The 22,599-nt window shown below is 74.8% G+C and carries 25 protein-coding genes and 1 pseudogene; 9 read left to right on the top strand and 17 right to left on the bottom strand.

Annotation, left to right across the window (positions count from 1 at the left end):
- The 16 genes and pseudogenes from E9549_RS18565 to E9549_RS18490 all read right to left on the bottom strand — a co-directional run.
- Positions 1 to 545 (bottom strand): annotated as a pseudogene (locus tag E9549_RS18565) (hypothetical protein); the annotation flags it as partial.
- Complete coding sequence (locus E9549_RS18560) at positions 542 to 1,495, bottom strand: transglycosylase SLT domain-containing protein (protein ID WP_236828078.1); 954 nt, start codon at positions 1,493 to 1,495, stop codon at positions 542 to 544. The gene E9549_RS18560 and the pseudogene E9549_RS18565, both read right to left, overlap by 4 nt.
- Positions 1,483 to 1,947 (bottom strand): flagellar FliJ family protein, encoded by a 465-nt coding sequence (locus tag E9549_RS18555; RefSeq protein WP_236828077.1) that lies wholly within the window; start codon positions 1,945 to 1,947, stop codon positions 1,483 to 1,485. Before E9549_RS18555 ends, E9549_RS18560 begins: the two co-directional genes overlap by 13 nt.
- Complete coding sequence (locus E9549_RS18550; RefSeq protein WP_236828076.1) at positions 1,944 to 3,254, bottom strand: FliI/YscN family ATPase; 1,311 nt, start codon at positions 3,252 to 3,254, stop codon at positions 1,944 to 1,946. The genes E9549_RS18555 and E9549_RS18550 overlap by 4 nt, the downstream gene beginning before the upstream one ends.
- A complete protein-coding gene (locus E9549_RS18545) occupies positions 3,251 to 4,213 on the bottom strand; it encodes a FliH/SctL family protein (RefSeq protein WP_236828075.1) in 963 nt (320 codons plus the stop codon). The genes E9549_RS18550 and E9549_RS18545 overlap by 4 nt, the downstream gene beginning before the upstream one ends.
- Positions 4,206 to 5,255, bottom strand: coding sequence for a flagellar motor switch protein FliG (gene fliG, locus E9549_RS18540; RefSeq protein WP_236828074.1), 1,050 nt, complete (start codon positions 5,253 to 5,255; stop codon positions 4,206 to 4,208). The genes E9549_RS18545 and fliG overlap by 8 nt, the downstream gene beginning before the upstream one ends.
- Positions 5,252 to 6,841 carry a flagellar basal-body MS-ring/collar protein FliF gene (gene fliF / locus E9549_RS18535; RefSeq protein WP_236828073.1) on the bottom strand — a complete coding sequence of 530 codons (1,590 nt, stop codon included), beginning with the start codon at positions 6,839 to 6,841 and terminating at the stop codon, positions 5,252 to 5,254. The genes fliG and fliF overlap by 4 nt, the downstream gene beginning before the upstream one ends.
- Positions 6,841 to 7,155, bottom strand: coding sequence for a flagellar hook-basal body complex protein FliE (fliE, locus tag E9549_RS18530; RefSeq protein ID WP_236828072.1), 315 nt, complete (start codon positions 7,153 to 7,155; stop codon positions 6,841 to 6,843). Before fliE ends, fliF begins: the two co-directional genes overlap by 1 nt.
- Positions 7,155 to 7,559, bottom strand: coding sequence for a flagellar basal body rod protein FlgC (locus tag E9549_RS18525; protein ID WP_236828071.1), 405 nt, complete (start codon positions 7,557 to 7,559; stop codon positions 7,155 to 7,157). Before E9549_RS18525 ends, fliE begins: the two co-directional genes overlap by 1 nt.
- Before the next feature lie 2 nt (positions 7,560 to 7,561).
- Positions 7,562 to 7,909 (bottom strand): flagellar basal body rod protein FlgB, encoded by a 348-nt coding sequence (locus E9549_RS18520; RefSeq protein WP_236828070.1) that lies wholly within the window; start codon positions 7,907 to 7,909, stop codon positions 7,562 to 7,564.
- Between the two features lie 376 nt (positions 7,910 to 8,285).
- On the bottom strand, positions 8,286 to 9,377 hold the full coding sequence (locus E9549_RS18515; protein WP_236828069.1) for a glycosyltransferase: 1,092 nt from the start codon (positions 9,375 to 9,377) through the stop codon (positions 8,286 to 8,288).
- A 148-nt stretch (positions 9,378 to 9,525) separates the two neighbouring features.
- Entirely contained in the window at positions 9,526 to 9,948 is a 423-nt protein-coding gene (locus E9549_RS18510; protein ID WP_236828068.1) for a hypothetical protein, read from the bottom strand.
- A gap of 2 nt (positions 9,949 to 9,950) precedes the next feature.
- Positions 9,951 to 10,337: a flagellar export chaperone FliS gene (fliS, locus tag E9549_RS18505; RefSeq protein ID WP_236828067.1), complete on the bottom strand. Its 387-nt coding sequence runs from the start codon at positions 10,335 to 10,337 to the stop codon at positions 9,951 to 9,953.
- Between the two features lie 49 nt (positions 10,338 to 10,386).
- Entirely contained in the window at positions 10,387 to 11,739 is a 1,353-nt protein-coding gene (gene fliD, locus E9549_RS18500) for a flagellar filament capping protein FliD (protein ID WP_236828066.1), read from the bottom strand.
- 123 nt (positions 11,740 to 11,862) lie between these two features.
- Positions 11,863 to 12,705, bottom strand: a complete 843-nt coding sequence (locus E9549_RS18495; RefSeq protein ID WP_236828065.1) for a flagellin — start codon at positions 12,703 to 12,705, stop codon at positions 11,863 to 11,865.
- Positions 12,706 to 12,837: 132 nt separating this feature from the next.
- A complete protein-coding gene (locus E9549_RS18490; protein ID WP_236828064.1) occupies positions 12,838 to 13,734 on the bottom strand; it encodes a sigma-70 family RNA polymerase sigma factor in 897 nt (298 codons plus the stop codon).
- 179 nt (positions 13,735 to 13,913) lie between these two features.
- Between E9549_RS18490 and E9549_RS18485 the strand changes: the two genes are divergently transcribed.
- The 9 genes from E9549_RS18485 to E9549_RS18445 all read left to right on the top strand — a co-directional run bounded on the left by E9549_RS18485 (position 13,914) and on the right by E9549_RS18445 (position 20,859).
- Positions 13,914 to 14,480: a flagellar protein FlgN gene (locus E9549_RS18485; RefSeq protein WP_236828063.1), complete on the top strand. Its 567-nt coding sequence runs from the start codon at positions 13,914 to 13,916 to the stop codon at positions 14,478 to 14,480.
- A gap of 1 nt (position 14,481) precedes the next feature.
- On the top strand, positions 14,482 to 15,882 hold the full coding sequence (flgK, locus tag E9549_RS18480) for a flagellar hook-associated protein FlgK (protein ID WP_236828062.1): 1,401 nt from the start codon (positions 14,482 to 14,484) through the stop codon (positions 15,880 to 15,882).
- Between the two features lie 5 nt (positions 15,883 to 15,887).
- Positions 15,888 to 16,769 (top strand): flagellar hook-associated protein FlgL, encoded by an 882-nt coding sequence (gene flgL / locus E9549_RS18475; RefSeq protein ID WP_236828061.1) that lies wholly within the window; start codon positions 15,888 to 15,890, stop codon positions 16,767 to 16,769.
- Positions 16,766 to 17,200 (top strand): flagellar assembly protein FliW, encoded by a 435-nt coding sequence (fliW, locus tag E9549_RS18470; protein WP_236828060.1) that lies wholly within the window; start codon positions 16,766 to 16,768, stop codon positions 17,198 to 17,200. The genes flgL and fliW overlap by 4 nt, the downstream gene beginning before the upstream one ends.
- A gap of 92 nt (positions 17,201 to 17,292) precedes the next feature.
- Positions 17,293 to 17,595, top strand: a complete 303-nt coding sequence (gene csrA / locus E9549_RS23565) for a carbon storage regulator CsrA (protein WP_308113160.1) — start codon at positions 17,293 to 17,295, stop codon at positions 17,593 to 17,595.
- 205 nt (positions 17,596 to 17,800) lie between these two features.
- Positions 17,801 to 18,304: a hypothetical protein gene (locus tag E9549_RS18460; RefSeq protein ID WP_236828059.1), complete on the top strand. Its 504-nt coding sequence runs from the start codon at positions 17,801 to 17,803 to the stop codon at positions 18,302 to 18,304.
- A 72-nt stretch (positions 18,305 to 18,376) separates the two neighbouring features.
- On the top strand, positions 18,377 to 19,480 hold the full coding sequence (locus E9549_RS18455; RefSeq protein ID WP_236828058.1) for a flagellar biosynthesis protein FliA: 1,104 nt from the start codon (positions 18,377 to 18,379) through the stop codon (positions 19,478 to 19,480).
- A gap of 264 nt (positions 19,481 to 19,744) precedes the next feature.
- Positions 19,745 to 20,092: a hypothetical protein gene (locus E9549_RS18450; RefSeq protein WP_236828057.1), complete on the top strand. Its 348-nt coding sequence runs from the start codon at positions 19,745 to 19,747 to the stop codon at positions 20,090 to 20,092.
- Positions 20,089 to 20,859: a hypothetical protein gene (locus E9549_RS18445; RefSeq protein ID WP_236828056.1), complete on the top strand. Its 771-nt coding sequence runs from the start codon at positions 20,089 to 20,091 to the stop codon at positions 20,857 to 20,859. The genes E9549_RS18450 and E9549_RS18445 overlap by 4 nt, the downstream gene beginning before the upstream one ends.
- 12 nt (positions 20,860 to 20,871) lie before the next feature.
- Here the strand turns inward: E9549_RS18445 and E9549_RS18440 are convergent.
- On the bottom strand, positions 20,872 to 22,599 hold a 1,728-nt coding region (locus tag E9549_RS18440; protein ID WP_236828055.1), incomplete at its 5' end, for an NlpC/P60 family protein.

Genomic DNA, 22,599 nt, shown 5'->3' with positions numbered 1-22,599 from the left:
GCCACGGCCACCGGGCCGGCGACGGCTGTCGCGGTGGGCGCCGCCGGTGCCGGGACGCCGGCCGCGGCGCCGGTCGCCGGCGCACCGGACAGGGTGGCCGCGGGGGTACCGGCGGCGCCGGCCGCTGCTGCGGCACCGACCACGGCTGAGGCGTCCGGCGTTCTGTGCACAAAACGCCCGGCAACCTGGGCCGCCGGGGCCGCGACCGGGGTGGCCGCGGTGCCGGTGACCGCGACGGGGCCGGCCTGGGCGGTGTCCCCGGCGGGCGGCGGCGCCGTCGCGCCCCGGAGCAGCGCCCACAAGCCGGCGGCGACGGGGTCCACGACCGGTGCGCCGGCGGGCTCCCCGGTACCGGCGGTCTCCTCGCCCGGGGCCTCGCCGGAGGTCTGCTGCCCGCTCTCGGTGCCGGCGTCGCGCACCGCACCGGCCAGGGCGCCGTCCAGCGCGGACGCGAACGGCGCCGCGCTGTCGCCGGAGCCCCCCGCCGGGGAGGCGGTGGACGCGGTCCGCGCGACGGGCGCGGCGGTGGTCACGGGCGCGGTCATCGGTAGGCCTCCGCCTTGCTCATCACGGACCGGACGTAGTTCTGGGTCTCCGGGTAGGGCGGGATGCCGCCGAAGCGGCTCACCGTCCCGGGCCCGGCGTTGTAGGCCGCCAGGGCCAGCTCGGTCGAGCCGAACTGCCGGGTGAGGGAGCTGAGGTAGCGGGCGGCGCCGTCGATGGCCGAGGACGGGTCGAGCGCGTCGACGCCGAGCCCCTTCGCCGTCGCCGGCATGAACTGCATGAGGCCGCGAGCGCCGGCCGGGGAGACGGCCGAGGTGTCGAAGCCCGACTCCTGCTGGGCGACCGCGGCCAGCAGGGCGGCCTCGACGCCGTGCCGGCCGGCGGCGCGCGCGAAGAGGTCCGCGTAGGGCACCCCGGCCAGCGCGGCCGCGGCCGCCGGGGCTGCCGCAGGTGTCGTCGCCTCGGGCAGGACCCGGCGGATGACCGTGGGGTTGCCGACTGCCTGCACCTTGACGTCCTCGCCGGCCTGGGGGGCGGCGATCATCTGGCCGTTGCCGATGTAGATGCCGACGTGGTCGATGCCCGCGCGGGACGAGGAGTGGTCGAAGAAGACCAGGTCGCCGGGGCGCGCGGCGGCGAGCGAGGCGACCGCGCGCCCGGCGGTCGCCTGCTGGGACGAGGTGCGCGGCAGCTCGATGCCCAGGTTGCCGAACACGAGCTTGGTGAAGCCGGAGCAGTCCAGGCCCGTGCGGGGGTCGGTGCCGCCCCACAGGTAGGGGACGCCGAGGTACTTCCGCGCCTCGGCCACCACCGCCCCCTCGGACGCGGTGGTGGCCCCGGTGGTCACCGTGCCGACGGCGGAGGTGCCGGTGAGCCCGGCGGCGCCGGCGGCGGCGGCCCACGCCGCGGACGTCGACGTGCGCGGCGTGACCGGCTGGAAGCGGGCCTGGATCTCGGCGATCCGGGAGTGCACGGCGCTCAGCCCCTCCACGTCGTCCCCCTCCCGCTGGCGTCGGTGGCCGTCCGGCGAGCGGCGTGGCCGGTGACCAGGTCGTCGGTGGCCCGCTCCTCGGCGGCGTCGGCGGCGCGCTGCTGGGCCAGCCGGTGCCGCTCGGCCAGCCGCTCGAGCGCCTTGGCCCGGCGCGCCGCGGCGGTCCACTCCGCGCGTACCGCCTCCGCCTGCTCGGCCTGCGCCGTCGCCAGCGCCCGGGCGTCCGCGGCGTCGGTGGCCGCCGTCCGCAGCAGCACCATGGCCGCCACGAAGGAGCCGGCCGGCAGCGACCGGGGGAGCACCGCGGCGGACAGCGCCGCCTCCTGCTCGGTGGCCCGCCGGGCGGCCTCGCCGGCGGCGTTCGCGGCGGCGGCGGCAGCGGCCGCGGCCGCCCGCTCCTCGCTCCGGCGCAGCTCCAGGACCGGCTGCAGCCGGAAGGCCGCGCGCTTCACGCCGCCCTCACGATGCGCTGCAGCCACGCCCACGCCTCGGGCGCGGAGGTCGACTCACCGAGCGGCTGCTGCAGGAACGCGTCGATCTGGGGGGCGAGCTGCCGGGCGCGGTCCACCAGCGGGTCGCTGCCGGCCTGGTAGGCGCCGATCTCGATCAGCTCCCGGACGTCGCGGAGCGCCCCCAGCAGCCGGCGGACCTCGCGCGCGTCGGCCATCTGCGCCGGGGGGACGACGGTTCCGGCGACGCGGGAGATCGACTCGAGCACGTCGATGGCGGGGAAGTGCCCGGTGGTGGCGAGCTTGCGGGTCAGCACGACGTGCCCGTCGAGGATCGAGCGGGCGGTGTCGGCGATCGGCTCGTTGTGGTCGTCGCCCTCGACCAGCACGGTGTAGAGCCCGGTGATCGAGCCGGTCACGCCGGTGCCGGCCTTCTCCAGCAGCTGCGGCATCATCGCGAACACGCTCGGCGGGTAGCCCCGGGTGGCCGGCGGCTCGCCCGCGGAGAGACCGACCTCGCGCTGCGCCATGGCGGTGCGGGTGATCGAGTCCATGAGCAGCAGCACGTCGCGGCCCTCGTCGCGGAACGCCTCGGCGATCCGGGTGGCGACGAAGGCGGCCTTGAGGCGGACCAGCGGGGGCTCGTCGGAGGTGGCGACGACGACGACCGTGCGGGCCAGGCCCTCGGGGCCGAGGTTCTCCTCGATGAACTCGCGCACCTCGCGGCCGCGCTCGCCGATCAGCCCGATGACGCGGACGTCGGCGTCGGTGCCACGGGTGATCTGGGCGAGCAGGCTGGACTTGCCGACGCCGGAGCCCGCGAAGATGCCCAGGCGCTGGCCCTTGCCGCAGGGCACCAGCGTGTCCAGGGCCCGGACGCCGAAGGTGAGCGGCTCGGCGACGCGGGCGCGGGAGAGGGCGTGCGGTGTCGTCGTCGCCAGGTCCACCCAGGACACGCGGCCGTCCAGCGCCGGGCCGCCGTCGACCGGCCGGCCGAGGCCGTCGAGGACGCGGCCGAGCAGCGCCTCGCCGACCGGTACCTGCAGCGGGCGGCCGGTGGCCCGCACGGGCGCGCCCGCGTGCACGCCGGACAGCCCGCCCAGCGGCATGCAGGTCAGCCGGTCGCGGCCGACGGCCACCACCTCGGCCAGCAGGGGGCGGCCGGCGGGGTCGACCTCGACCAGGTCGCCCACGGCCGCGGAGACGCCGTCGACGCTGAGCGTGAGCCCCATCGCGCCGGTGACGGCGCCGGTCACCTGTGGGCGGGCGGCGGCGCGGGCGCGCTCGAGCAGGGTCGGCGGGACGGTCATGCCCCCAGCACCGCCTGCACGCGGGCCAGCGCGGAGCCGAGCTGCGCGTCGATCCGCCGGGGGCCGGACTCGGCGATCGCGCCGGCCCGCTCCACCGACGGGTCGGCGACCACCCGGACGCTGCCGGGCAGGCCGGCGAGCGACTCCGCGGGCACCTCGGCGAGGTCGTCGGGGTGCAGCCGCACGACCGCGGGGGCGTCGTCCGGGCAGAAGGTGAGCGCCCGGCGCACGGCGTCCATCACCGGGTCGGTGGCCAGGGCGAGCTCCCGGCCGAGCAGCTCCTCGACGAGGGTGAGCGCGGTGGCGACGATCGAGTCGCGGATGTCGTCGGCGACCGGGCGGGCGTGCTCCTCCAGCTGCCGGGCGGCCGCGCCGAGGGCGGCCGTCGCGGAGACCAGCCGGCGCTCCCAGCGCGCCTGCACCTCGGCCAGGCGCTCCTGGGCCTCGCGCTCGGCCTCGGCGACGACGGACCCCGCGGCCAGCAGGCCCTCGGCGTGCCCGGCGGCGAACCCCTCGGTGCGCGCCTGGGCCCGCAGCCGGGCCAGCTCCTCGGCGTACACGTCGCCGAGGCGGAACGAGGGCCTGCTGCCGGCGACCGGCTGGTCCTCCGCCCGGCGCACCGTCGTCCGCCGCTCGACCGGCGAGGGCTGGACCGGCACCGCGGGGGTGGGGGGCGCCGGGGCCACCGCGGTCGCAGCGGGCAGCGGGCTGCCTGCCGAGCGGGCGGCCGGGACGACGGCGGCGACCTGGGTGCCGGTGGCGACCCGGGTGCCGGTGGCGCCGGCCTCCGCCACGACCTCCCGGTAGGGGCGGGCCAGCGCGGCGAGGCCGCCGCGCAGGACCGCGCCCTCCCGCGGCGCCCGCTGCCCGTCAGGCCCGGCCCATCGGCGCGGCTCCGCGCCCCGGTCCGCTCCTCGCTCGTTCCTCGCTGCGGTGCTCCCGGGGCTGTCGTCACGCAACGAAGTCATCGTCCCCGCCGCGGTTGATGGTCAGCACGCCCTGCTCCTCGAGGGTGCGGATGACCGCGACCACCTTGGCCTGGGCCTCCTCGACCGTGCGGGTGCGCACCGGGCCGAGCAGCTCGATCTCCTCGGTGAGGTTCTCGGCGGCGCGCTCGGAGAGGTTCCGCTTGATCTTGTCCTGCACGTCGGGACGCACGCCCTTGAGCGCGGTGGCCAGGTCGTTGGCCTCCACCTCCCGCAGCACCAGCTGCAGGGAGCGGTCGTCGATGGTGACGATGTCCTCGAAGACGAACATCTGCGAGCGGACCTGGTCGGCCAGCTCCGGGTCGGTGCCGTCCAGCCACTCGAGGATCGACCGCTCGGTCGGGCGCGGGGAGCGGTTGATGATCTCGACGAGGGTCTCGACGCCGCCCACGGTGGTCATGTCCTGGTGGGCCAGGATCGAGCCCATCCGGCGGCCGAGCTCCTCCTCGACCAGCCGCACCATCTCCGGCGAGGTGCGGTCCATGGTGGCGATGCGGTGGGCCACCTCGGCCTGCTGCTCGGGGGCGAACCCGGAGAGGACCTCGGCCGACTGCGCGGCCGTGAGGTGGGCCAGCACCAGGGCGATGATCTGGGCGTGCTCGTCCTTGAGGAAGGTGACCAGCTGGCGCACGTCGGCGTTGCGCAGCGAGGCGAACGGCACCTCGGTGTAGACGACGTTCAGCCGGGACAGGATGCCCTCGGCCTTGTCCTCGCCGAGACCGGCCGCCAGGATCTCGCGGGCGAACTCCACGCCGCCCCGGCCCACGAAGTGCTGGGCGGTCATGAGGCCGTGGAACTCGTTCATGACGTCGTCCACGTCGGCGAGCTCGACCGAACCGAGCTTCATCAGCTCGCGGGTGAGCGCCTCGACCTCGCGCGGCCGCAGCTGGGCGAGCAGGAGACCGGCCTCCTCCTTGCTCATCTGGGCGAGGAAGACGGCGGCCTTGCGCAGGCCGGGCATCTCCGGCTTCTTCACCGCGGCCACGGTGCCCGGCTGGATGCTGGCGAGTGTCATGACTTGCTCTCGCTGAGCCAGCCGCGCAGCATCGCCGCGACCTCGTCGGGACGATCGCTGACCATCGCGGAGATCTCCCCCCGGACCTTCGCCCGCTCGGCCGCCTCGAGCTCCAGGGCCGCGTCGGTGGGCGCGGCCTCCTCGCGGGTGCTGGCCACCCGCAGCCGGTCGAGCTCGGCGAGCATCTCCTCGTCGAGCTCCAGCGGCTCGTAGTCCTCCTCCTCGTCGGCGCCGCGCCGGGAGCGCAGCCAGACGACGAGCACGACCAGCGCGATGCCGGCCGCGATGCCGCCGGTGCGGATCATCGACCACATCTGCTCGTTGGCCTCCGCCTCGCGGGCGGCCTCCATCGCCGCGGCGGCGTTCTCGGCCGCGGTGGCGTCGAAGGGCAGCGCGGCGACGGTGATGTCGTCCCCGCGGGCCTCGTCCAGGCCGACGGCGGTGACCATCAGGTCGGTCATCTGCGCCTGGTTGAGGTTGCCGGCGACCTCCTGGTCCATGACGACCGAGACGGTGAGCCGCTTGAGCTCCCCGGGCGCACCCTGCACGACCTCGGTGGTCTCGCCGACGGCGTTGTTCGCCGTCGTCGACTCCTTGTTGTAGGTGGAGTCGCCGCCGGCGTCCCCCGCGGCGTCGGGCATGTTCTCCGGGCCGAGGACGCCGCCGACCGGTGCTCCGGTGCCGACGTACTCCTCGGTGGTGGTCTGCTCCGAGATGGGCGGGGTGCCCTCGTCGAACTGGTAGGTCTTCGAGGTGGTGCTGCGCTCGGAGAGGTCGACGTCGGCGCGCACGGAGACCACGGAGCGGCCGGGGCCCACGACCGAGTCGAGGATCCGCTGGGCGCTGGCCGACAGTCGGTTCTCGTACTCCTGCTCGACCTGCGAGCGCGCGTCACCGGCGGCCGCGGTGACGCCGGTGCCGGCCGCGGAGAGCACCTGGCCGGTCGAGTCGGCGACGGTCACCTGGTCGGGGTCCATGCCCTGGATGCTCGAGGAGACCAGGTTGGTGACCGCCTGGATCTGCTCGCCGGCGAGCGCGGTGCCGGGCGCCAGGTCGAGCAGCACCGAGGCGGTGGGCTCGGCCTTGTCGCTCACGAACACCTCGTCCTCGGGCAGCGCCACGTGGACGACGGCGGAGTTGACCCCGGCCAGCGACTCCAGGGTCTTCGCCAGCTCGCCCTCCAGGGCCCGCTGGTAGGTCACCTGCTGCTGGAACTCGCTGGTGGTGATGCCCTGCTCGTCCAGCAGCGCGTAGCCGGTGTCGTTGCCCGCCGGCAGGCCCTGGCCGCTCATCGCCAGCCGCAGGTCGTACACCTCGTCCTTGGCGACCATGATCGTGCTGCCGCCGTCGGCCAGGTCGTAGGCCACGCCCTGGGCGTTGAGCTCCTCGACGATGGCCGAGGCGTCGCTGGCGGCGAGGTTGGAGAAGAGCGGGGCCTGGGTGGGCGTGGTGATCCAGCTGTAGAAGAAGAACCCGCCGAGGGTCAGCCCGGCGAGCAGCAGGCCGATGACGACCTTCTGCCCCGGGTTGATCGTGTCGAACGAGGAGCGGGCACGCTCCAGCGTCCCGGCGAGTGCCGACTTCATCAGATCTGCATCCTCATGATCTCGTTGAACGCGGCGACGGCCTGGTTCTTGATCGTCACGACCATCTCGGTCGCCACGCCGGACTCGGCGCTGGCGATCATGTAGTCGTGCACGTCCTTCAGGTCGCCCGTCGCGGCCTGCACGGCCAGCTCGCTGGAGGTGGCCTGCTTCGCGCGGAGCTCGTCGAAGGTGGCGGCCAGGACGGCGGCGAAGCCGTCGGCGCCCTCGGTGGCGGTCGTGCCGCGGGTGCTGCCGGCGACGCCGGTGACCGCGCCGACGCCGACGGGCGTGATGCCGCCGAGCGGGATCGTCATCAGCGCTTCCCGAGCTGCAGGGCGGCCTGGTAGGCGTTGGTCGCCCGCTCGATGATGGCGAGGTTCGCCTGGTAGCCGCGCTGGGCCATCATCATGTGGGTCATCTGGTCACCCAGGTCGATGTCCGGGTACTTCACGTAGCCGCCCTCGTCGGCCAGCGGGTGGTCGGGCTGGTAGACCAGCCGGCCCTCCGGGTCGCCGAACTCGGCGCGGGCCACCCGCACGCCGCCCTCACCGCTGCCGTAGTCCACCGCCTGCGCGACGACGAGCCGCGCCTGGAACGCGTCCTCGTCGGTGCGCCGCACCGTGTTGATGTTGGCGATGTTGTCGGCGGTGGCGTCGAGCCACTTCCGGTGGGTCATCAGCCCGGACTGGGAGATGCTCAGGGCCTGGAACATGCTCATGGTCAGGAGGTCCTCAGGGCGGTGCGGAGCGAGTTGTACCGGCCGTCCAGGGCGGTCAGCGCCAGCTGGTAGCGCAGCCCGGTCTCGGTGGCGATGACGGTCTCCGCGTCGAGGTGGACGTTGTTGCCGTTGGTGTTGGTCGGCTCCAGCGAGCGGACGGTCGTGCCGCCCGAGACGACCGGCGTGGAGCCGCTGCGGACGGCGCTGCGCAGCGACGTCTCGAAGTCGGTCCGGCCGGCGAGGAAGCCGGGGGTGTTGACGTTGGCGATGTTGTCGGCGGTGACCCGCTGCCGCTGCGCGAGACCGGCGAGGGCGGCCTTCAGGACCGACGCGGTGGCGTCGGGGATCACCGGGCGCCTGGCCGGCGGGTGGAGCAGGACACGATCGACCTCCGGGTACGCGGAACACACCCGCGAGCGGGTGCAGGGCCGCCGATCCGTGGCGATGGTGGTGCTCTCCGTGCACACCCCTCATCGGCAGCCGGCCCGTACCGGCTGACCGCGGTTCCGTCACCCGAGGGACGCCAGCCACCTGGTGGGGTGGCGGTGGCGGATGTGACCAGCGGTGGTCCCGCCTCGTCCCGGGTCGACCGGGGCGGGGGAGTTGGCACATTTCGTGCCCCTGGCCGGGAACCGGCACCGCCCCACCGCAGGAACGCACGAACGCCCCGCGGCCGGTGGACCGGCGGCGGGGCGTTCGGGGGGAGCGGGCGTCCGGGGCGCGGCGTCAGCCCGCGGCGGTGGCGAGCCGCCCGCGCCCGAGGGCGCGGGTGCGGTTGTCGCGCGCGGTGCGCCAGGCGGCGGCCCAGCGCTCGGCGGTGTGCTCGGTCAGGTGCTGGGCCAGCACCCGTTCGCGGGCCGCCGCGGCGACCTCCCGCCGGCGGTCGGCGTCCTGCACGCCGCGCGTGAGCCACTTGGCCCAGTCCTTGGGCGCCCGGGCGGGCATCCCGAGCCCGAGCCGCTCGTACTCGTCGGTGCGGGCCCGGACGGAGTAGACGCCGCGCGCGGAGTACTCCAGCGGCTTCAGCCAGCTCTTGCAGGTGTTGAACCTGTCGATGCGGAGCGGGGCGATGCCGATGTCGAACAGCTCGCCCATCCGCTCCAGGTAGGAGTCCACGTCGACCAGCCACGGCACCTCGTCCGGCTCCGCGGAGAGCCCGAGCCGGGCGCGCAGGTCCCACTTCTGGCCCAGGACGACGAGCCGGGTCGCCGCCCCCGACCGGTCCAGCGCCTGCTGCAGCCCCGAACCCATCTCCTGGAGGTCGTAGGGGTGGCCCATGACGTTGCCGGTCCACCCGATCGTCACCGTGGCGGGTTCCCGCTCGTAGGCAGGGGGGAGCTCGGCGACCCGCCGGGGGATCGCGTTCTCGATGACGACCCCGCGCCCGTGCCGCGCGTACTCCTGCAGCAGCGCCGGCGTCGACGCGGTGACCAGGTCGGCCTCGCGGGCCGCGTGGAAGGCGAACTCGCCCATGCGGTGCCGCACCAGGGCGTCGTGCCCCATGTGCCCGTAGGGCACGCCGGAGAGCAGGTCGTCGATCTCCACGACGACGGCGACGCCCTGGGCCTGCAGCACGCGCATCGTCTGGAGCATCTCGACGGTCTTCGGCGTCTGGAGGACGACGACGTCCGCACCCTGGGCGTCCACCTCGGTGACCTCCAGCGGAGCGCCGTCGGTGACCTCCCGCATGGTGGTGCCGATGCCGCGGGCGACGGCGACCTCGATGCCGAGGCCGGCGTCGCTCACCGCGCGCGCCGGCTCCTCGATGCGGTAGTAGGTCGCACCCGGACCGATCGCGTGCGTGAGGAGGACGCGCATGGTGGCAACTCTTCTCTGTCTGGCTGGCGCGGGAGCCGGCGCCGGCGGCCCCGGGATCGGATCCGGGCGCTCCCGCCCTGTCATCGGCAGCCGCTGTGCCCGACCGGTCCGGCCGCCGCGGATTTCCTGCCGCGCGGCCGGGCCCGCGTCAGAGCGCGCGGTCGATGAACGACGGGACCGGTCGCTCCGCGCCGTAGGACATGCGCGCGGCCACGTCGCGCTGCTTCTGGGACTGCGTGATCCGCTCGACCAGGGCCTCGGCCACGGCGAGCTGGTGCTGGAGGAGCCGGGCGGCGCGCTCGCGCAGGTCCGGGGGGAGCGGGCCGAGCCCGCTGGGGGGCACCCAGTCGGTGGCGCGCCGGCCCCAGGCGGCGATCTCCTCGGCCCGGCCCCGGGCGAGGGTCTCCTGGGCGTCGAGGACGTCGCCCTCGAGCTCGTCCAGCGCCGCCTGCCAGTCGGCGGGCGGTTGCCGGTCGCTCGAGGTGGAGCTGCCGGAGGCGTTCGGCCGGGTGGCCGGCGTGTAGGCGCTGTGGCCGAACCCCGCCGCGGCCGAGCCGCCGACCGGGCTCACGGTCACGACGGGACGCCGGCCAGCGACGCGGCGGCCTGCCGCCACGCGTCACGCAAGGGCTCGACGACCGCCCGGCAGGAGGCGATCCGGTTGCCGTCGAACTTCAGGTTGGCCTGGACCAGCTCGCTCACCAGCCAGTTGTAGAGGGCGGCCAGGCGGGGACCGCCCTCCCACATGTCGACCTGCAGGCTGGACAGCAGCTCCAGGACGATCGCCTGCGCGTGCTGGAGCTCCTCGTTCACCCGGAGGCGGTCGCCCTCGGCGACGGCCACCTGCGCCCGCTCCAGGTCGAGGGCCAGCCGGTCGTAGAGCATGACCAGCACCTGCTGCGGCGAGGCGGTGGCCACGGCGTCACCGAGGTAGCGGGCGCGGAGCGAAGCAGCACTCATCGGGAAGGGCTCCTGAGGTGAGGGGTCGAGCGGGTCGGGCGGGTGTACGTCAGGCCGACGGCAGCGAGCTGAGCTGACCGGCGAGCCAGTTGGACTGGTTGGTCAGGCCGCTCAGCGCGGTCTCCATGGCGGTGAACTGGCGGGTGAGGGCCACCTTGCGCGCGGCCAGCCGCAGGTCCCAGTCGGCGATCCGGTCCTGGATGTCGCGGGCGAGGTTGTCCTGGCCCTTGGCCAGGGAGCTGAGGGAGCCGGTCGTCGCGTCGGACGCGGCCTTGCTGACGTCGCGGACGCGCGCGGCCAGCCCGGTCACGGCGCCGGGCTCACCGGGCACGCCGGAGCCCACCACGATGCGCTGGGCGAGGTCCGGGGTGGCCCGCAGCGCGGCGGCGAACTTCTCCTCGTCGAAGGTCACCGTGCCGTCGCGGGTGAGCTCGAAGCCGACCTGCGCCGGCGAGCCGTCCGTGCCGACCGCCTCGGAGACGGCCTGCAGCAGCTGGCCGGCGACGGAGGTGACCGCGTACTCGCCGCGGAGCGCGGCCTTGCTGCCGGGGGTGTTGTCCGTGTAGGTCTTGATCGTCGACAGCGCCTTGTTCACGGCGTCGACCAGCCCGGACACCTTCGTGGCGACGGCCTCGGGGTCCGCGGCGACGGTCACGGTGACCGGTGTGCTCTCCACCTTGCTCACCGTCAGGGTCGCGCCCGGCAGGACGCCCTCGAACGTGTTGGTCGCCGAGCGGATCGAGTAGCTCGTCGTGGTGGCGGTGTCCTCGCCGACCTTCAGCACGGCGTCCTGACCGACGGTGGTCGTGGCGAACGCCGTGCCGCCGACGGAGAAGCCCGCGGCCGCGCCCGAGGTGCTCGCGCTGATCTGGAGGGCGTACTGGCCCGGGGAGACCTGCACCGCGGAGGCCTTGAGACCCAGGGCGGTGTCGGCGTTGATCTTCGCCGCGACCTGCTCGAGCGACTCGGTGCCGTCCAGGGCGACCGTGCCCTTGCTGGCGGTCCCGTCGGCGGTCCGGATGTCGATGCTGCCCATGCCGGCGGCGGTGGTGGTGCTCGACCACCGGCCGGTGCTCGTGCTGGAGGCGGTCGTCGCCACCGAGGCGACGGTGAAGGTGAGGGAGCCGGCGGTGGCCCACGAGGCGGTGGTGACCCCGACGGAGGTCGCGGTGCTGGTGGCCTTCGTGCTGCTGAACGCATCCGGCCTGGCCAGCGACTCGGCGCTGGTGGTCAGGGCGGCGAGCGAGCTGTTGATGGTGCGGTAGGCGCTGGCGGTGACCTGCGTGTCGGAGAGCCGCGCCTTCAGCGCGTTCTGCTGCCGCGCCTCGAGCTGGAGGAGCTGGGTGATCATCGTGCCCGTGTCGATCCCGGACACCAGGCCGGTGTTGATGCTCATCGTCATGTCACTGGCTCCTGGGTCGGCGGGGTGGGGGCCAAGCGAATGAGGGGGGAGGCACGAGGGCCTCCCCCCTCACCCGGGGTGGTGCTGAGGGTCTGCGGCCTCAGCTGCTCAGCTGGTCGTCGATCAGCGGAGCAGCGAGAGGACGCCCTGCGAGGCCTGGTTGGCCTGCGCGAGCATCGCGGTGCCGGCCTGCGACAGGATCTGGGCGCGGGTGAACCCGACCATCTCCTGCGCCATGTCGGCGTCACGGACCCGGCTCTCGGACGCGCTCAGGTTCTCGATCGAGACGTTGAGCGAGTTGATGGTGCTCTCGAAGCGGTTCTGCGAGGCACCGAGGGTGGCGCGGTCGCTCGACACCTGCTTGATCTGGGTGTCGATGCTGGTCAGGTCGGCCGAGGCGTTGTACGTGCCCGAGGCGGCCAGGTTGGTCGCCACGGTGCCGATGGCCGAGGCCACGGCGGTCACGTTGCTCAGCGTGACGCTGACGGTCTCGCCGCCGTTGGCGCCGGTCTGGAAGGTCAGGCTGAGGGCCGAACCACCGGACGCCTGGAGCAGCTTGGTGCCGTTGAAGTCGGTGCGGTCGGCGATGTTGTCCAGCGCCCCCTTGAGCTGCTCGACCTCCTTGGCGATGTAGCCGCGGGCCTTCTCGTCCACGACACCGGTGTTACCGGCCTGGACGGTCAGGTCACGGACACGCTGCAGGATCGAGTGCACCTCGGTGAGGGCACCTTCCGCCGTCTGGACGACGGAGACGCCGTCCTGCGCGTTGCGGACGGCGACCTTGAGGCCACCGACCTGCGAGCGCAGGCCCTCGGAGATCGCCAGGCCGGCCGCGTCGTCGGCGGCGCGGTTGATCCGGAAGCCGGAGGACAGCTTCTCGAGCGACTTGCTCATCTGGCTGTCGGTGATCGACAGGTTCCGGTGAGCGTTGAGAGCAGCGATGTTCTGGTTGATGCGCAGACCCATGGTGTTCCTCCTTGGAAGGGGTCGTACTCGGTCTTCCCGCTGCATCCGTGCTGCGGGCCGTACAGGGAAGGTCTTCGGCCGGAGGTCGGGGGCTCTTGAGCCGAGTGGCCGATTTCTTTCCGCGGGAGAGGGTCAGGCCGTCTGCGCGGCGCGGTCCCGGACCGCCGGCCAGCCGGCCCGCGGCCGGGGGAGCGGGGCGCCGCTGCGGCCGGTCACCCGGTCGAGGTAGGCGCGCTGCTGGTTGCGGGCGCGAACGCCGCCGTCCGCCGGTACCGCCTGCCCGTCCCAGATCTCGCTCATCGCCGCATGGAGGAGGGTCAGGGCCCGGGCGCGCATCTGCGAGACCCGCGAGAGCGTCACCCCCAGGTCCTCCGCGATGTCCGTCAGCGATTCATCACCGAAGAAATTGCGCTCGATGACCTCGTCCAACCGGTCGGGCAGGGCGCGGATCGCCTCGTGCAGGTGCCGCGCCCGCTCCCCGCGCAGGACGGCGCGCTCGGGTGACTCCCCGGTGTCGGGCAGGTCCAGCGTGCTGCCGTCGGGGCCGGCCTCGGCGTCGATGCTCACCATGACCGCCCGGTGGACGTCGACCTGCAGGTGGTCGAGCTCGCGGCGGGCGATCCCCAGGCTCGTGGCGAGCTCCTCGCGCGTCGGCGGGCGGCCGAGGCTGACGGTCAGGGCATCGGCGGCCGCGTCCGTCCGGCGCGCCGCGGCCCGCACCGACCGGCTCGCCCAGTCGCCCGAGCGCAGCTCGTCGAGGACCGCGCCCTGCAACCGGGCCAGCGCGTACGTGGCGAAGGAGGCGCCGGCAGCGGGGTCGAACCGGCGGGCCACCTCCACCAGCGCCACGTGGGCGCAGGAGAGCAGGTCCTCGCGGCTCACGTGGCCCGGGAGCGAGATCCGCGAGGCGACGGCGTTGACGGCGAAGGCGGCCAGCGGCAGGTGCTCGGTCACCAGGGCGTCGACCTCCTGGGGCGAGCGCCCCTTGACCGGGTGCGGTACCCGGCCGCCCTGGGGTCGGTCACGCAACGGCCGGTCGTGTGCGGCGCGCTCACGCAGGGGTCGCTCGGTCGCGAGGGCACGGACTGGGGTCACGTCCGTATCTCTCGGCTGTCCCGGACGAGGTCGGCACCACCGGTCGGCACAAATCCGCACGGACTTGAGCGCCAGTTCGGTGCTTCGGCTCAACCCCCTCCGAAGGGGTGCCGATGGCAGCACCGACGGCGGTGCCCGGCTCCCTGGCCGGGGCGACCGCAGGCACGAGCGAGACGACGGAAGGCGGTGGGCACGTGGACTACCAGCACCTGTCGACGCTGCTGTGGCGGGAGCAGGAGCTCCTGGACCTGCTGCTGTTCAAGGCCGAGGAGAAGCAGTACCTCATCCTCTCCGGCAAGACCCGCTGGCTGGCGCGCATCGCGCACGAGATCGAGGTCATCCTCGACCAGCTCCGCACCCTCGAGGTGGAGCGCTCCGCGGCGACCGAGGCGATCGCGGGGCGGCTCGGGCTGTCCGCCGACCCGTCCCTGCGGCAGGTCGCCGAAGCGGCGCCCGCGCCCTGGAACGACCTCCTCGCGCAGCACCACGAGACGCTGCTGACCCTCATCACCGACCTGCGCAGCCTGTCCGACGCCAACCGGGAGCTGATCGAGGGCGGCCTCTCCGCGATCGGGGACGCGCTGCTGCGGACGCGGACGTCCGCGACCGGGACCTACGGCGCGAGCGGCCGGCACGCCGACGGCGCCCACCGCGCGGTCACCCTGGACGGAGCCCTCTGACGTGAGCACCTTCAGCCTCCTGAACACCGCGACCACCTCGTTGTGGGCGCAGCGCCGGGCGCTCGACGTCACCGGTCAGAACATCTCGAACGTCAACACCGACGGGTACTCCCGGCAGCGCGTCGACATGCGGGCGATCGGTGGCAGCGCCGTCCCGGCGTTCTACTCCACCGGCAGCGGCATCGGCGGCGGGGTGAACGCCGACGAGGTGACCCGGATCCGCGACGCCTTCCTGGAGGGGCGCGGGCACACCGAGCACGCGAACAGCGCGCAGCTGACGGCCGAGACCGACACCTTCGAGCTGGTGGAGCAGGCGTTCCGCGAGCCCGGGACGACCGGGCTGCAGAACCTCATGGCCGACATGTGGCGCGGGTGGCAGGACGTGGCCAACAAGCCCGAGGACCCGGCCGCCCGGGGCCAGGTGCTCAAGCGGCTCGAGACGCTCGTCGGCGGCCTGCACTTCAGCGCCGCGCAGCTGGACGGGCAGTGGGAGCAGACCCGCGAGAACCTCGGTGTCCTCGTGGACGACGTCAACGCCGCGGCCGCGACGATCGCCCAGCTCAACACGGCGATCCTGCGGGCGTCGCAGAGCGGCCAGCCGGCCAATGACCTCACCGACCAGCGCGACCTGCTGGTCATGAAGCTCGCCGACCAGGTCGGGGTGTCGGTCCGGCCGCGGGACGGCGGGGTCGTCGACGTGCTCGTCGGCAGCGTCGCGCTGGTCTCCGGCGGGACGGCGTCGAAGCTCGCGGTGCAGGGGACCATCGACCCGGCCGGCACGGCCGGGGACCCGCCGCGTGTCGTCACCGCCGCCGGCAACCTGGCGATCACGGTGGGCGGCACCGCCGGGGGCCAGCTGCACGCGCTGAACTCGATCATCCCCACCTACCGCACCGAGCTCGACGGCGTCGCCGCGTCGCTGGCCACCGCGCTGAACACCGCGCACGGCGAGGGCTACGACCTCGACGGCGGACAGGGTGGCGCGCTGCTCGGCTCCTCGGGCGGACCGGTGACGGCGTCGTCGATCACCGTGGCGCTCACCGACCCGCGGAAGCTCGCGGCGTCCTCCATCGGCCCCGGCACGCCGAACCTCGACCGCGGCAACGCCGACAAGCTCTCCCAGCTGGGCAACGGCGTGGGGTCGCCCGACGCGGCCTACCGGACGATGATCGTCGAGCTGGGTGTGCAGTCGGCGGTCTCGCAGCGCAACCTCGGCATCCAGTCGGTCATCACCGGGCAGGTGGACGCCGCCCGGGAGTCCGTGGCCGGGGTCAACCTCGACGAGGAGATGACCAACATGCTGTCCTTCCAGCACGCGTACTCGGCCGCGGGCCGGCTGGTCACGGCGATCGACGAGATGCTCGACGTCCTGATCAACCGCACCGGCCGCGTGGGGCTGTGATCTGAGTGCGCATCACGCAGAAGGCCGGCGCGCTCACCAGCCTGCAGGGCCTCAACCGCAACCTCGACACCTTCGGCAAGCTGCAGGAGCAGCTCACCTCGGGGAGGCTCATCAACGCCCCGTCGGACTCGCCGACCGGCACCAACAAGGCGATGCAGATCCGGTCGGAGCAGGCCGCCGTCGAGCAGTTCGCCCGCAACATCTCCGACGCCGACAGCTGGCTGTCGATCACCGACTCCACGCTGCAGAACATGCTCGAGGTGACCCGGCGGGTCCGCGACCTCACCGTGCAGGGCGCCAGCACCGGCAACTCGTCGGAGGCCAGCCGGCGGGCGCTGGCGACGGAGGTCGCGTCGCTGCGGGAGAGCCTCCTGGGCCTGGCCAACACGACGATCCAGGGGCGTCCCGTCTTCGGCGGGGTGACCACCGGGACCACCGCGTACAGCGACGCCGGCGCCTACCAGGGCATCGGCGGGGCCGACGTCCTGCGGCGCGTCTCCTTCACCGAGGAGGTCCGCGTGGACCTGACCGGTCCCGAGGTGTTCGGCCCGGCGGGGGCCGACCTGTTCGCGGTGGTCGCCCGGATCGCCGACGACCTGGTCGACGACCCCGCCGCGCTCGACCAGGGCCTGGTGGACCTGGACGCCGTGATGGAGCGGATGCTCGGCGGGGTCGCCGACGTCGGCGCACGGGCGGCCCGGGTCGAGCGGGAGCAGCAGATCAACACCGACCTGGCGCTGCGGCTGGAGACCCAGCTCGGTGAGGTCGAGAACGTGGACCTGCCCGGCACGATCATGCGCCTGCAGATGCAGCAGGTCGGCTACCAGGCCGCGCTGCAGGCGACCGCGAAGGCGATCTCCCCGACGCTGATGGAGTACCTGCGGTGACCGCCGCCCTCGCCGACCAGCCCTCGGTGACCGCACCCACCCCGCCCCCGGTCCAGGTGCTGTCCTTCACCGAGCCGGTGCCGGGGTTCCCCGGGTACCGGGACTACGTGCTGGTCGCCGGGGACGGCTCCGGGTTGCTCTTCTGGCTCCAGGCGGTCGCGCCCGACGGCCCCCGGTTCCTCGCCGTGCCGGCGGGGGAGTTCTTCCCGGGGTACGCACCGGTGGTGCCGGCCGCGGTCCGGGCGGAGCTGGGGCTGGCCGACGTCGCCGACGCCCGGGTCTACTGCCTGGTCAGCGTGCCCGGTGGCGACGTGGCCGAGGCGACGGCGAACCTGCGGGCCCCGGTCGTGGTCGCCCCCGCGACGCACCGGGCGCGGCAGGTCGTGCAGACCGACGGCTCTCTTCCCCTTCGGCGGCGCCTGCGCCGATAACCTCAGTGCGCCGCGTCAGGACGCGGCCAGGACGCCCGCCCCGGCGGGCGGCGCCACGGACGGCAACCACACACACCCACGGAGGGGTACACGTGCTCACACTCACGCGCAGCGTCGGCGAGACGATCCGGATCGGCGACGACATCGAGGTCCACGTCGTCGAGGTGCGCGGCGGCACCGTCCGCCTCGGCTTCAAGGCGCCCCGGGAGGTGGCGATCCACCGGGAAGAGGTCTACCGGCAGATCGCCGAGGCCAACCTCCTGGCCGCCCAGGTCACCGCCGACACGCTCGGGGCCCTGGCAGCCTTCGCGCCGGCGCCGGCGTCCGACCTCCCCGCCGACGCGGCCCCCGCCCCGGCCGACGCGGCCCCGGCGGAGGGCAGCCCGCCCCGCTGAGCGGCAGAACTGCACGGTCGCCGGGGGATCGCCCTCGGCAAATCGTGCCAATCTGACGGGGCCGGTGGCTGACGGACCTGCGACACGGGCAACTATTGCCGAAGCTTCCGGGTCACAACTGCGCTGGACACAGCGAGTTGTGTGCCGTGTCCGATGCGTGCATGCGGCAGATTCCTCCTCACGCAAGTGACAGGGGGCGATCAAGATGGCACGCAACGCATTCACCGCTTCGGTGGCGGGGGACCAGACCGGCGACCAGGAGTCCGTGGTGGTCCACGTGCAGCTGCGGCCCCGCCGGGGCGCCACCCGCAAGTGCCTCGCGGCGCTCGCCGCGCTGGCCGCCGAGCACGAGGACGTCGTCGTCGTCGTCACCGGCCTCAGCAAGGACGACCGCGTCGTCCGGGTGACCGTCGGCGTCGACCTCGGTCCCCGCGCGGCCGTCGCCCGGTTCTCCCCGCAGGCGCAGGCGGCGTACGCCTTCGTGTCGGCGGTCTTCACCTCGCTCTACGACCACATGCCGGTCTACACCGCCGAGCCCAGCGCCGCGGAGCGCGCCGCCGCCGCGGCCCTGCTCGAGCACGCCGCCGCCGGTGCCGCCCGGTCGGACGGCCTGCCCGTGGAGGCGATCGAGTCGCTGCCCGGCACCCCGGCCGCCCCGCTCGTCCCCTCGCCGCGCCGCCCCGGTCCGGGGGAGCGCATCCCGGCCTGACGGCCTCCCGCGCAGTGCGGGGTGCCGGCCGCTCGGCACCCCTCTTCTTCCCCGTAGTGCCCAGGAGTACCGATGCCCGACCGCATCCCCGCCCCGACCGCCACCTCCACCGACGACCGGGCCCGCGCCCGGCAGCCCCTGGTCTTCGGCGGGATCCCCGAAGCCGACGGCTGGGCCCTCGCGCCCATTACCCCCCGCGACCGGGTGCACTTCCGCGTGGACCGCGAGCTGCCGCTCGACGAGTTCCGCCGGGCGCTGCCCGACGGCGTGACGGTCAGCTACGACCAGGGCGACGGCCTCTACCGCGTGGACGGCGCCTGCGGGACCGCCGCCGTGCTGGCCGACTGGGTGAAGGCCTGGTGCGCGGGCCGCGGCACCACCACCATCGGGCTGCGCGCGGAGACCGACGTCCGCCGGCGCGCCCCGCGCGACCTCCCCCCGGCGTTCCTCGACGACCTGTGCCGGCACTACGGGCCGGTCAGCCTCAAGCGCCTGCAGCGCAACATGAGCACGATCCGCCTGCACCTGCCCGATCCCGACGACCTCGGGCAGCAGGTCTACGAGTGGATCCTGAAGGCCGTCGCGCAGTACGACGAGACCAAGTCGGTCCCGTTCGGCGCCTTCCTCGCCACCCAGCTCTCCAAGTGGGTGCACGACCTGGGCCGCAACGCCCACGGGCGGACGGCCGCCGACACCGAGCACAAGCAGCAGAAGGCGATCGCCGCGTTCACGGCCGAGCACCAGCGGCGGCCCAGCGAGAAGGAGCTGGCCGCCTTCATGGGGCAGAGCGTCGCCACCCTGCGCCGCAACTCCCAGACCGTCGCCACCCTCAACGGGCTGCGCAACCTCCAGTCGCTGGACGGCGCACCCGAGGCCACCGAGATCCTGCTGCCGGACTCGTCCGAGGCGCCCGACGAGATCATGGGCGAGGCCGAGCAGACGCTGCTGTCGCACGCCCTCACCGCCGCGTGCGCCCCCGACCCCGACGCGCGCCGCGACCAGCGGGCCGGTCAGCCCAACGTGCTCGGCTGGGCGACCTGGTACCTGACGACGTGGGGCGGGCGCACCAAGACCCAGCTCTCGGCCGACCTCGGCACCTCCGTCCGGAACATGAACGTCTACGCCGACCGCGTGGAGAAGGGGCTCAAGGACCGGCTGGCCGAGCTCGCCGACTGAAGAAGGACCTCCCTGAAGGGAGGCCGTCCCGGATCCCGCGATGCCGCACGTCCCGTGCGGGGTCGCGGGATCCCGGCGTCCCGGGGGCGGGGCCGGACGCGGCGCTGCCCGGCCATTCGATACGGAAAAGGCCCTGTCACAGGGTCGATCGGGCCGCGAGCCTGCCGATATCCACTCCGTGACCCCCCGCCCGAGGACCCGCCACCCGGCCTGCCGGCCGTGGGTGCGCAGGCGGGCCGGGGCGGGACGCCGGGAGGGTGCCCGGTGAGCGCGCTGCCCGCCGGTGACGCCGGCTCACCGGTGCTCGTCCCGCACTGGCTGGACGCCTCCGCCCGCGAGGAGCTCGCCGCGTCGGTGCGCGGCGCTCTCGACGGCTCCCCGGGGCACCCGGTGGCGACCATCCACCTCCAGGACGTGCTGACCGAACTGCACGTGGCCGCCGCCCGCGAGGCGGTGTGGCCGGCCTCCACCGCGCGGGTGCGCCTGGCCACGGGGTGGGACGAGGACGTGCTGCCGATCCGGCTGAGCCCGGCCGAGGTCGGCGCCGTGCTGGCGCTGCCGGCCCTACCCCCCCGGCTGCACGCGCTGCTGGCGTCCGGGGGGCGCCGGTGAGCCCCGGCTCCTTCGGCGCCACCACCGCGTCGCGGGGGATGCTGCGCCGGTTCCGCGCTGAACCCGTGGACGTCGCCGACCTGCACGACGTGGCGGCGCAGCTGCTGCCCAGGCTGGCGTCGGCCCGGCTCCACCTGGGCCTGGTCCGGCGCCCGGGCGCCGGCACGGTGCTGCACGTCGAGGAGGACGAGCGGGTGCAGCGCGTCCCGCTGGCCGATCTCGCCGACGACATGAGCCGGGCGGGCGTCCCGGGCACGACCGCGGGCATCACCGCGGCCCTGCGCAGCTGGGTGGAGCGCCGCCCGGTGACCGACGCGGACGCCGCGGCATCGGGAATCGCCGTCCTCGACTGGGCGGATCCGGCCGAGACCGCGGTGGGCTGGAGCGTCGTCGTGGTCCGCGGCGACCTCGCGGTCGCCTGGGCGCCCTCGCCGGCGGCCCGGGCGGCGGAGCTGCACCGGGTGCGCTCGGCGTCGACCGGCCGGGCGCACGAGGTGCCGCTGCAGCTGCGGGTCGAGGGGCCGCTGGCGCTGCTCTCGCACCGCACGGTGCCGGTGCTCGCCTCGGCGGCCCTGGTCGCCCCCGAGCTGGTGCACCAGCGGATCTCCGCGACGGGGCTGACGCTGCCGGACATGCACGTGGTCGTGACACCGCACCGGCCGGTCGCCTGCGCGGGCCCCGGGGTCGCCCGGCGCCTGGCGGGGGAGACCGGCGAGGCGAGCGTGACGCTGCCCTGGCGCGCGCTCGTCGACCTGCCCTGGCTCTGACCGGCTCCTCCCTCAGGAGATGTAGCCGAACTCCCAGTGCCACGGCTCGGGCTTCTCCCCGCCGGGCCGGGCCCAGTCGGGCTGCACCCAGCCGAAGCGGGCGGCGTTCGCCGTCATCCAGTCCCACTGAGGGGTGCGGGCCACGTTGACGCCCCCGCCCAGGTCGATCGCCAGGGCCCACCCGTGGTTGGAGGTGCCCGGCGTGGCGGCGAGGGCAGGCTTGGCGATGGCGGCCGCCACCTGGGCGCCGAACGAGCGGTAGGAGTCGGTGATGCGCAGCGGCGTGCCGAACTCCGCGGTGTAGGCGGCGTCCAGCGCCGCGTAGGCGGCGGCCGCGTCGCACCGCAGCGCGTGGCCGCCCACGCCGAGCCGGCACAGCGCCTCGGCGGGGATCCGGCCGTTGGACCACCCGCCCCACCGCGGGTCCACCGGGCCGGGCTCGGGCAGCGGCGCACCGCACGCGCCGGTCGCGCCGCCGGGAGGGAGCGCCGGGTTCGGTTCGGCCGGGCGCGGCAGGGTGACCCGCACCGCGGTCGACCCCGCCGGCATCGACGTGACGACCACCTGGAACGACGCGGCCGACGCCCCGGCGACCTCGCCGTCCCCGAGGTAGATGCCGACGTCCTGACCACCGGGGGCGAAGACCAGGTCGCCGACCTGCACGCCGGTCACCGGGACCGGCGCACCCGAGGCCCACTGGCCACCGGGGTCGCCGGGCAGCGCGTAGCCGGCCAGCAGCCAGGAGGCGGCCGTGAAGCCGCCGCAGTCGTAGGTCTCGGGGCCGGTGGTCCCGGGCACGAAGGGCTTGCCCAGCTGGGAGAGGGCGTTGCTCACCGCCGCGACGGTCTCCGCCGGCAGCACCGTCACCGGCTCGCTGCCGATCACGGCCCACGCCACACCGGGGACGGGCTGGCCGTCGGCGTCCAGCGCCGGGGACAGGCCGGCGGGGAAGGTCGCGGGGTCGGTCAGCGCGGCCGCCGGCGGCGGGGCGACGCCGGCCGCGGCGAGCCGGCCGAGGTACTCCTGCCAGCGCCGGGTCGCGGCCTCGTTGCGCTGCTGCTGCGGCCCGGCCGCGGGGGCGGCACCCAGGCCGGCGAGCCGGCCGGCGACCTCGGCGGGCAGGCCACCGGCCTCGTCGCGCACCGCGGCGAGCACCTCGGCGGCGCGCTGCTCGGCGGCGGACAAGGCGGCGCGGGCGTCCTCGACCCGGGTGGCCGCGGCCCGCAGCCGGGTGGCGGTCCGCTCGGCCCGCGCCACGTCGCCCTCGAGCGCACGCCCGGCCCGGTCGGCTGCCGCCTGCCGGGTGAGGGACGTCGCCGCGCTGCCCGGCCGGCCGAGGTGGAGCCCGAAGGCGGGGTACCGGCTGGTCGCGTCGGCCCGGTACAGCTGCGCGGCGCCGGAGCCGACGGCCGCCTGCCGGGCGGCGAGCTCCGCGCGGACCGCCTCCTCGGTGGCGAGCGCTTGTTCCAGCCGGGCACGGCGCCGGTCCGCCTCGTCGGCGAGCTGCTGGTAGCGGTCGGCCTGCTCGAGCAGCGAGCTGCGCGCGGTGAGCGCGAGCGTGGTGGGATCCGGGGCGGACCCGCCGCGCTCGGTGGGCTGGGCGGCGGGCAGCAGCACCGCGAGCGCGGCGGGGAGGAGCAGCGCGCTGGTCGCGACGACGCCGAGGCGCGTCGACCAGCGGGAACCGGTGCGCGGGGCGCGCTCACGGGTGCGCCGGGAGCGCGCCCCGCGCACCGGTTC

It is taken from the genome of Blastococcus sp. MG754426 (assembly GCF_021699055.1).
In the GTDB taxonomy this organism is placed as follows: domain Bacteria; phylum Actinomycetota; class Actinomycetes; order Mycobacteriales; family Geodermatophilaceae; genus Blastococcus.
Note: the sequence above shows the minus strand (reverse complement) of the source record. Positions and strands in the feature narration are given on the sequence as shown.

Coding starts and splice junctions, on each gene's coding strand:
- E9549_RS18550 (WP_236828076.1), bottom strand. CDS start 3,254: ATGACCGTCCCGCCGACCCTGCTCGAGCGCGCCCGCGCCGCCGCCCGC.
- fliG (WP_236828074.1), bottom strand. CDS start 5,255: ATGACACTCGCCAGCATCCAGCCGGGCACCGTGGCCGCGGTGAAGAAG.
- fliF (WP_236828073.1), bottom strand. CDS start 6,841: ATGAAGTCGGCACTCGCCGGGACGCTGGAGCGTGCCCGCTCCTCGTTC.
- fliE (WP_236828072.1), bottom strand. CDS start 7,155: ATGACGATCCCGCTCGGCGGCATCACGCCCGTCGGCGTCGGCGCGGTC.
- E9549_RS18525 (WP_236828071.1), bottom strand. CDS start 7,559: ATGAGCATGTTCCAGGCCCTGAGCATCTCCCAGTCCGGGCTGATGACC.
- E9549_RS18515 (WP_236828069.1), bottom strand. CDS start 9,377: ATGCGCGTCCTCCTCACGCACGCGATCGGTCCGGGTGCGACCTACTAC.
- fliS (WP_236828067.1), bottom strand. CDS start 10,337: ATGAGTGCTGCTTCGCTCCGCGCCCGCTACCTCGGTGACGCCGTGGCC.
- fliD (WP_236828066.1), bottom strand. CDS start 11,739: ATGACGATGAGCATCAACACCGGCCTGGTGTCCGGGATCGACACGGGC.
- E9549_RS18495 (WP_236828065.1), bottom strand. CDS start 12,705: ATGGGTCTGCGCATCAACCAGAACATCGCTGCTCTCAACGCTCACCGG.
- E9549_RS18485 (WP_236828063.1), top strand. CDS start 13,914: ATGGCAGCACCGACGGCGGTGCCCGGCTCCCTGGCCGGGGCGACCGCA.
- E9549_RS18460 (WP_236828059.1), top strand. CDS start 17,801: ATGGCACGCAACGCATTCACCGCTTCGGTGGCGGGGGACCAGACCGGC.
- E9549_RS18455 (WP_236828058.1), top strand. CDS start 18,377: ATGCCCGACCGCATCCCCGCCCCGACCGCCACCTCCACCGACGACCGG.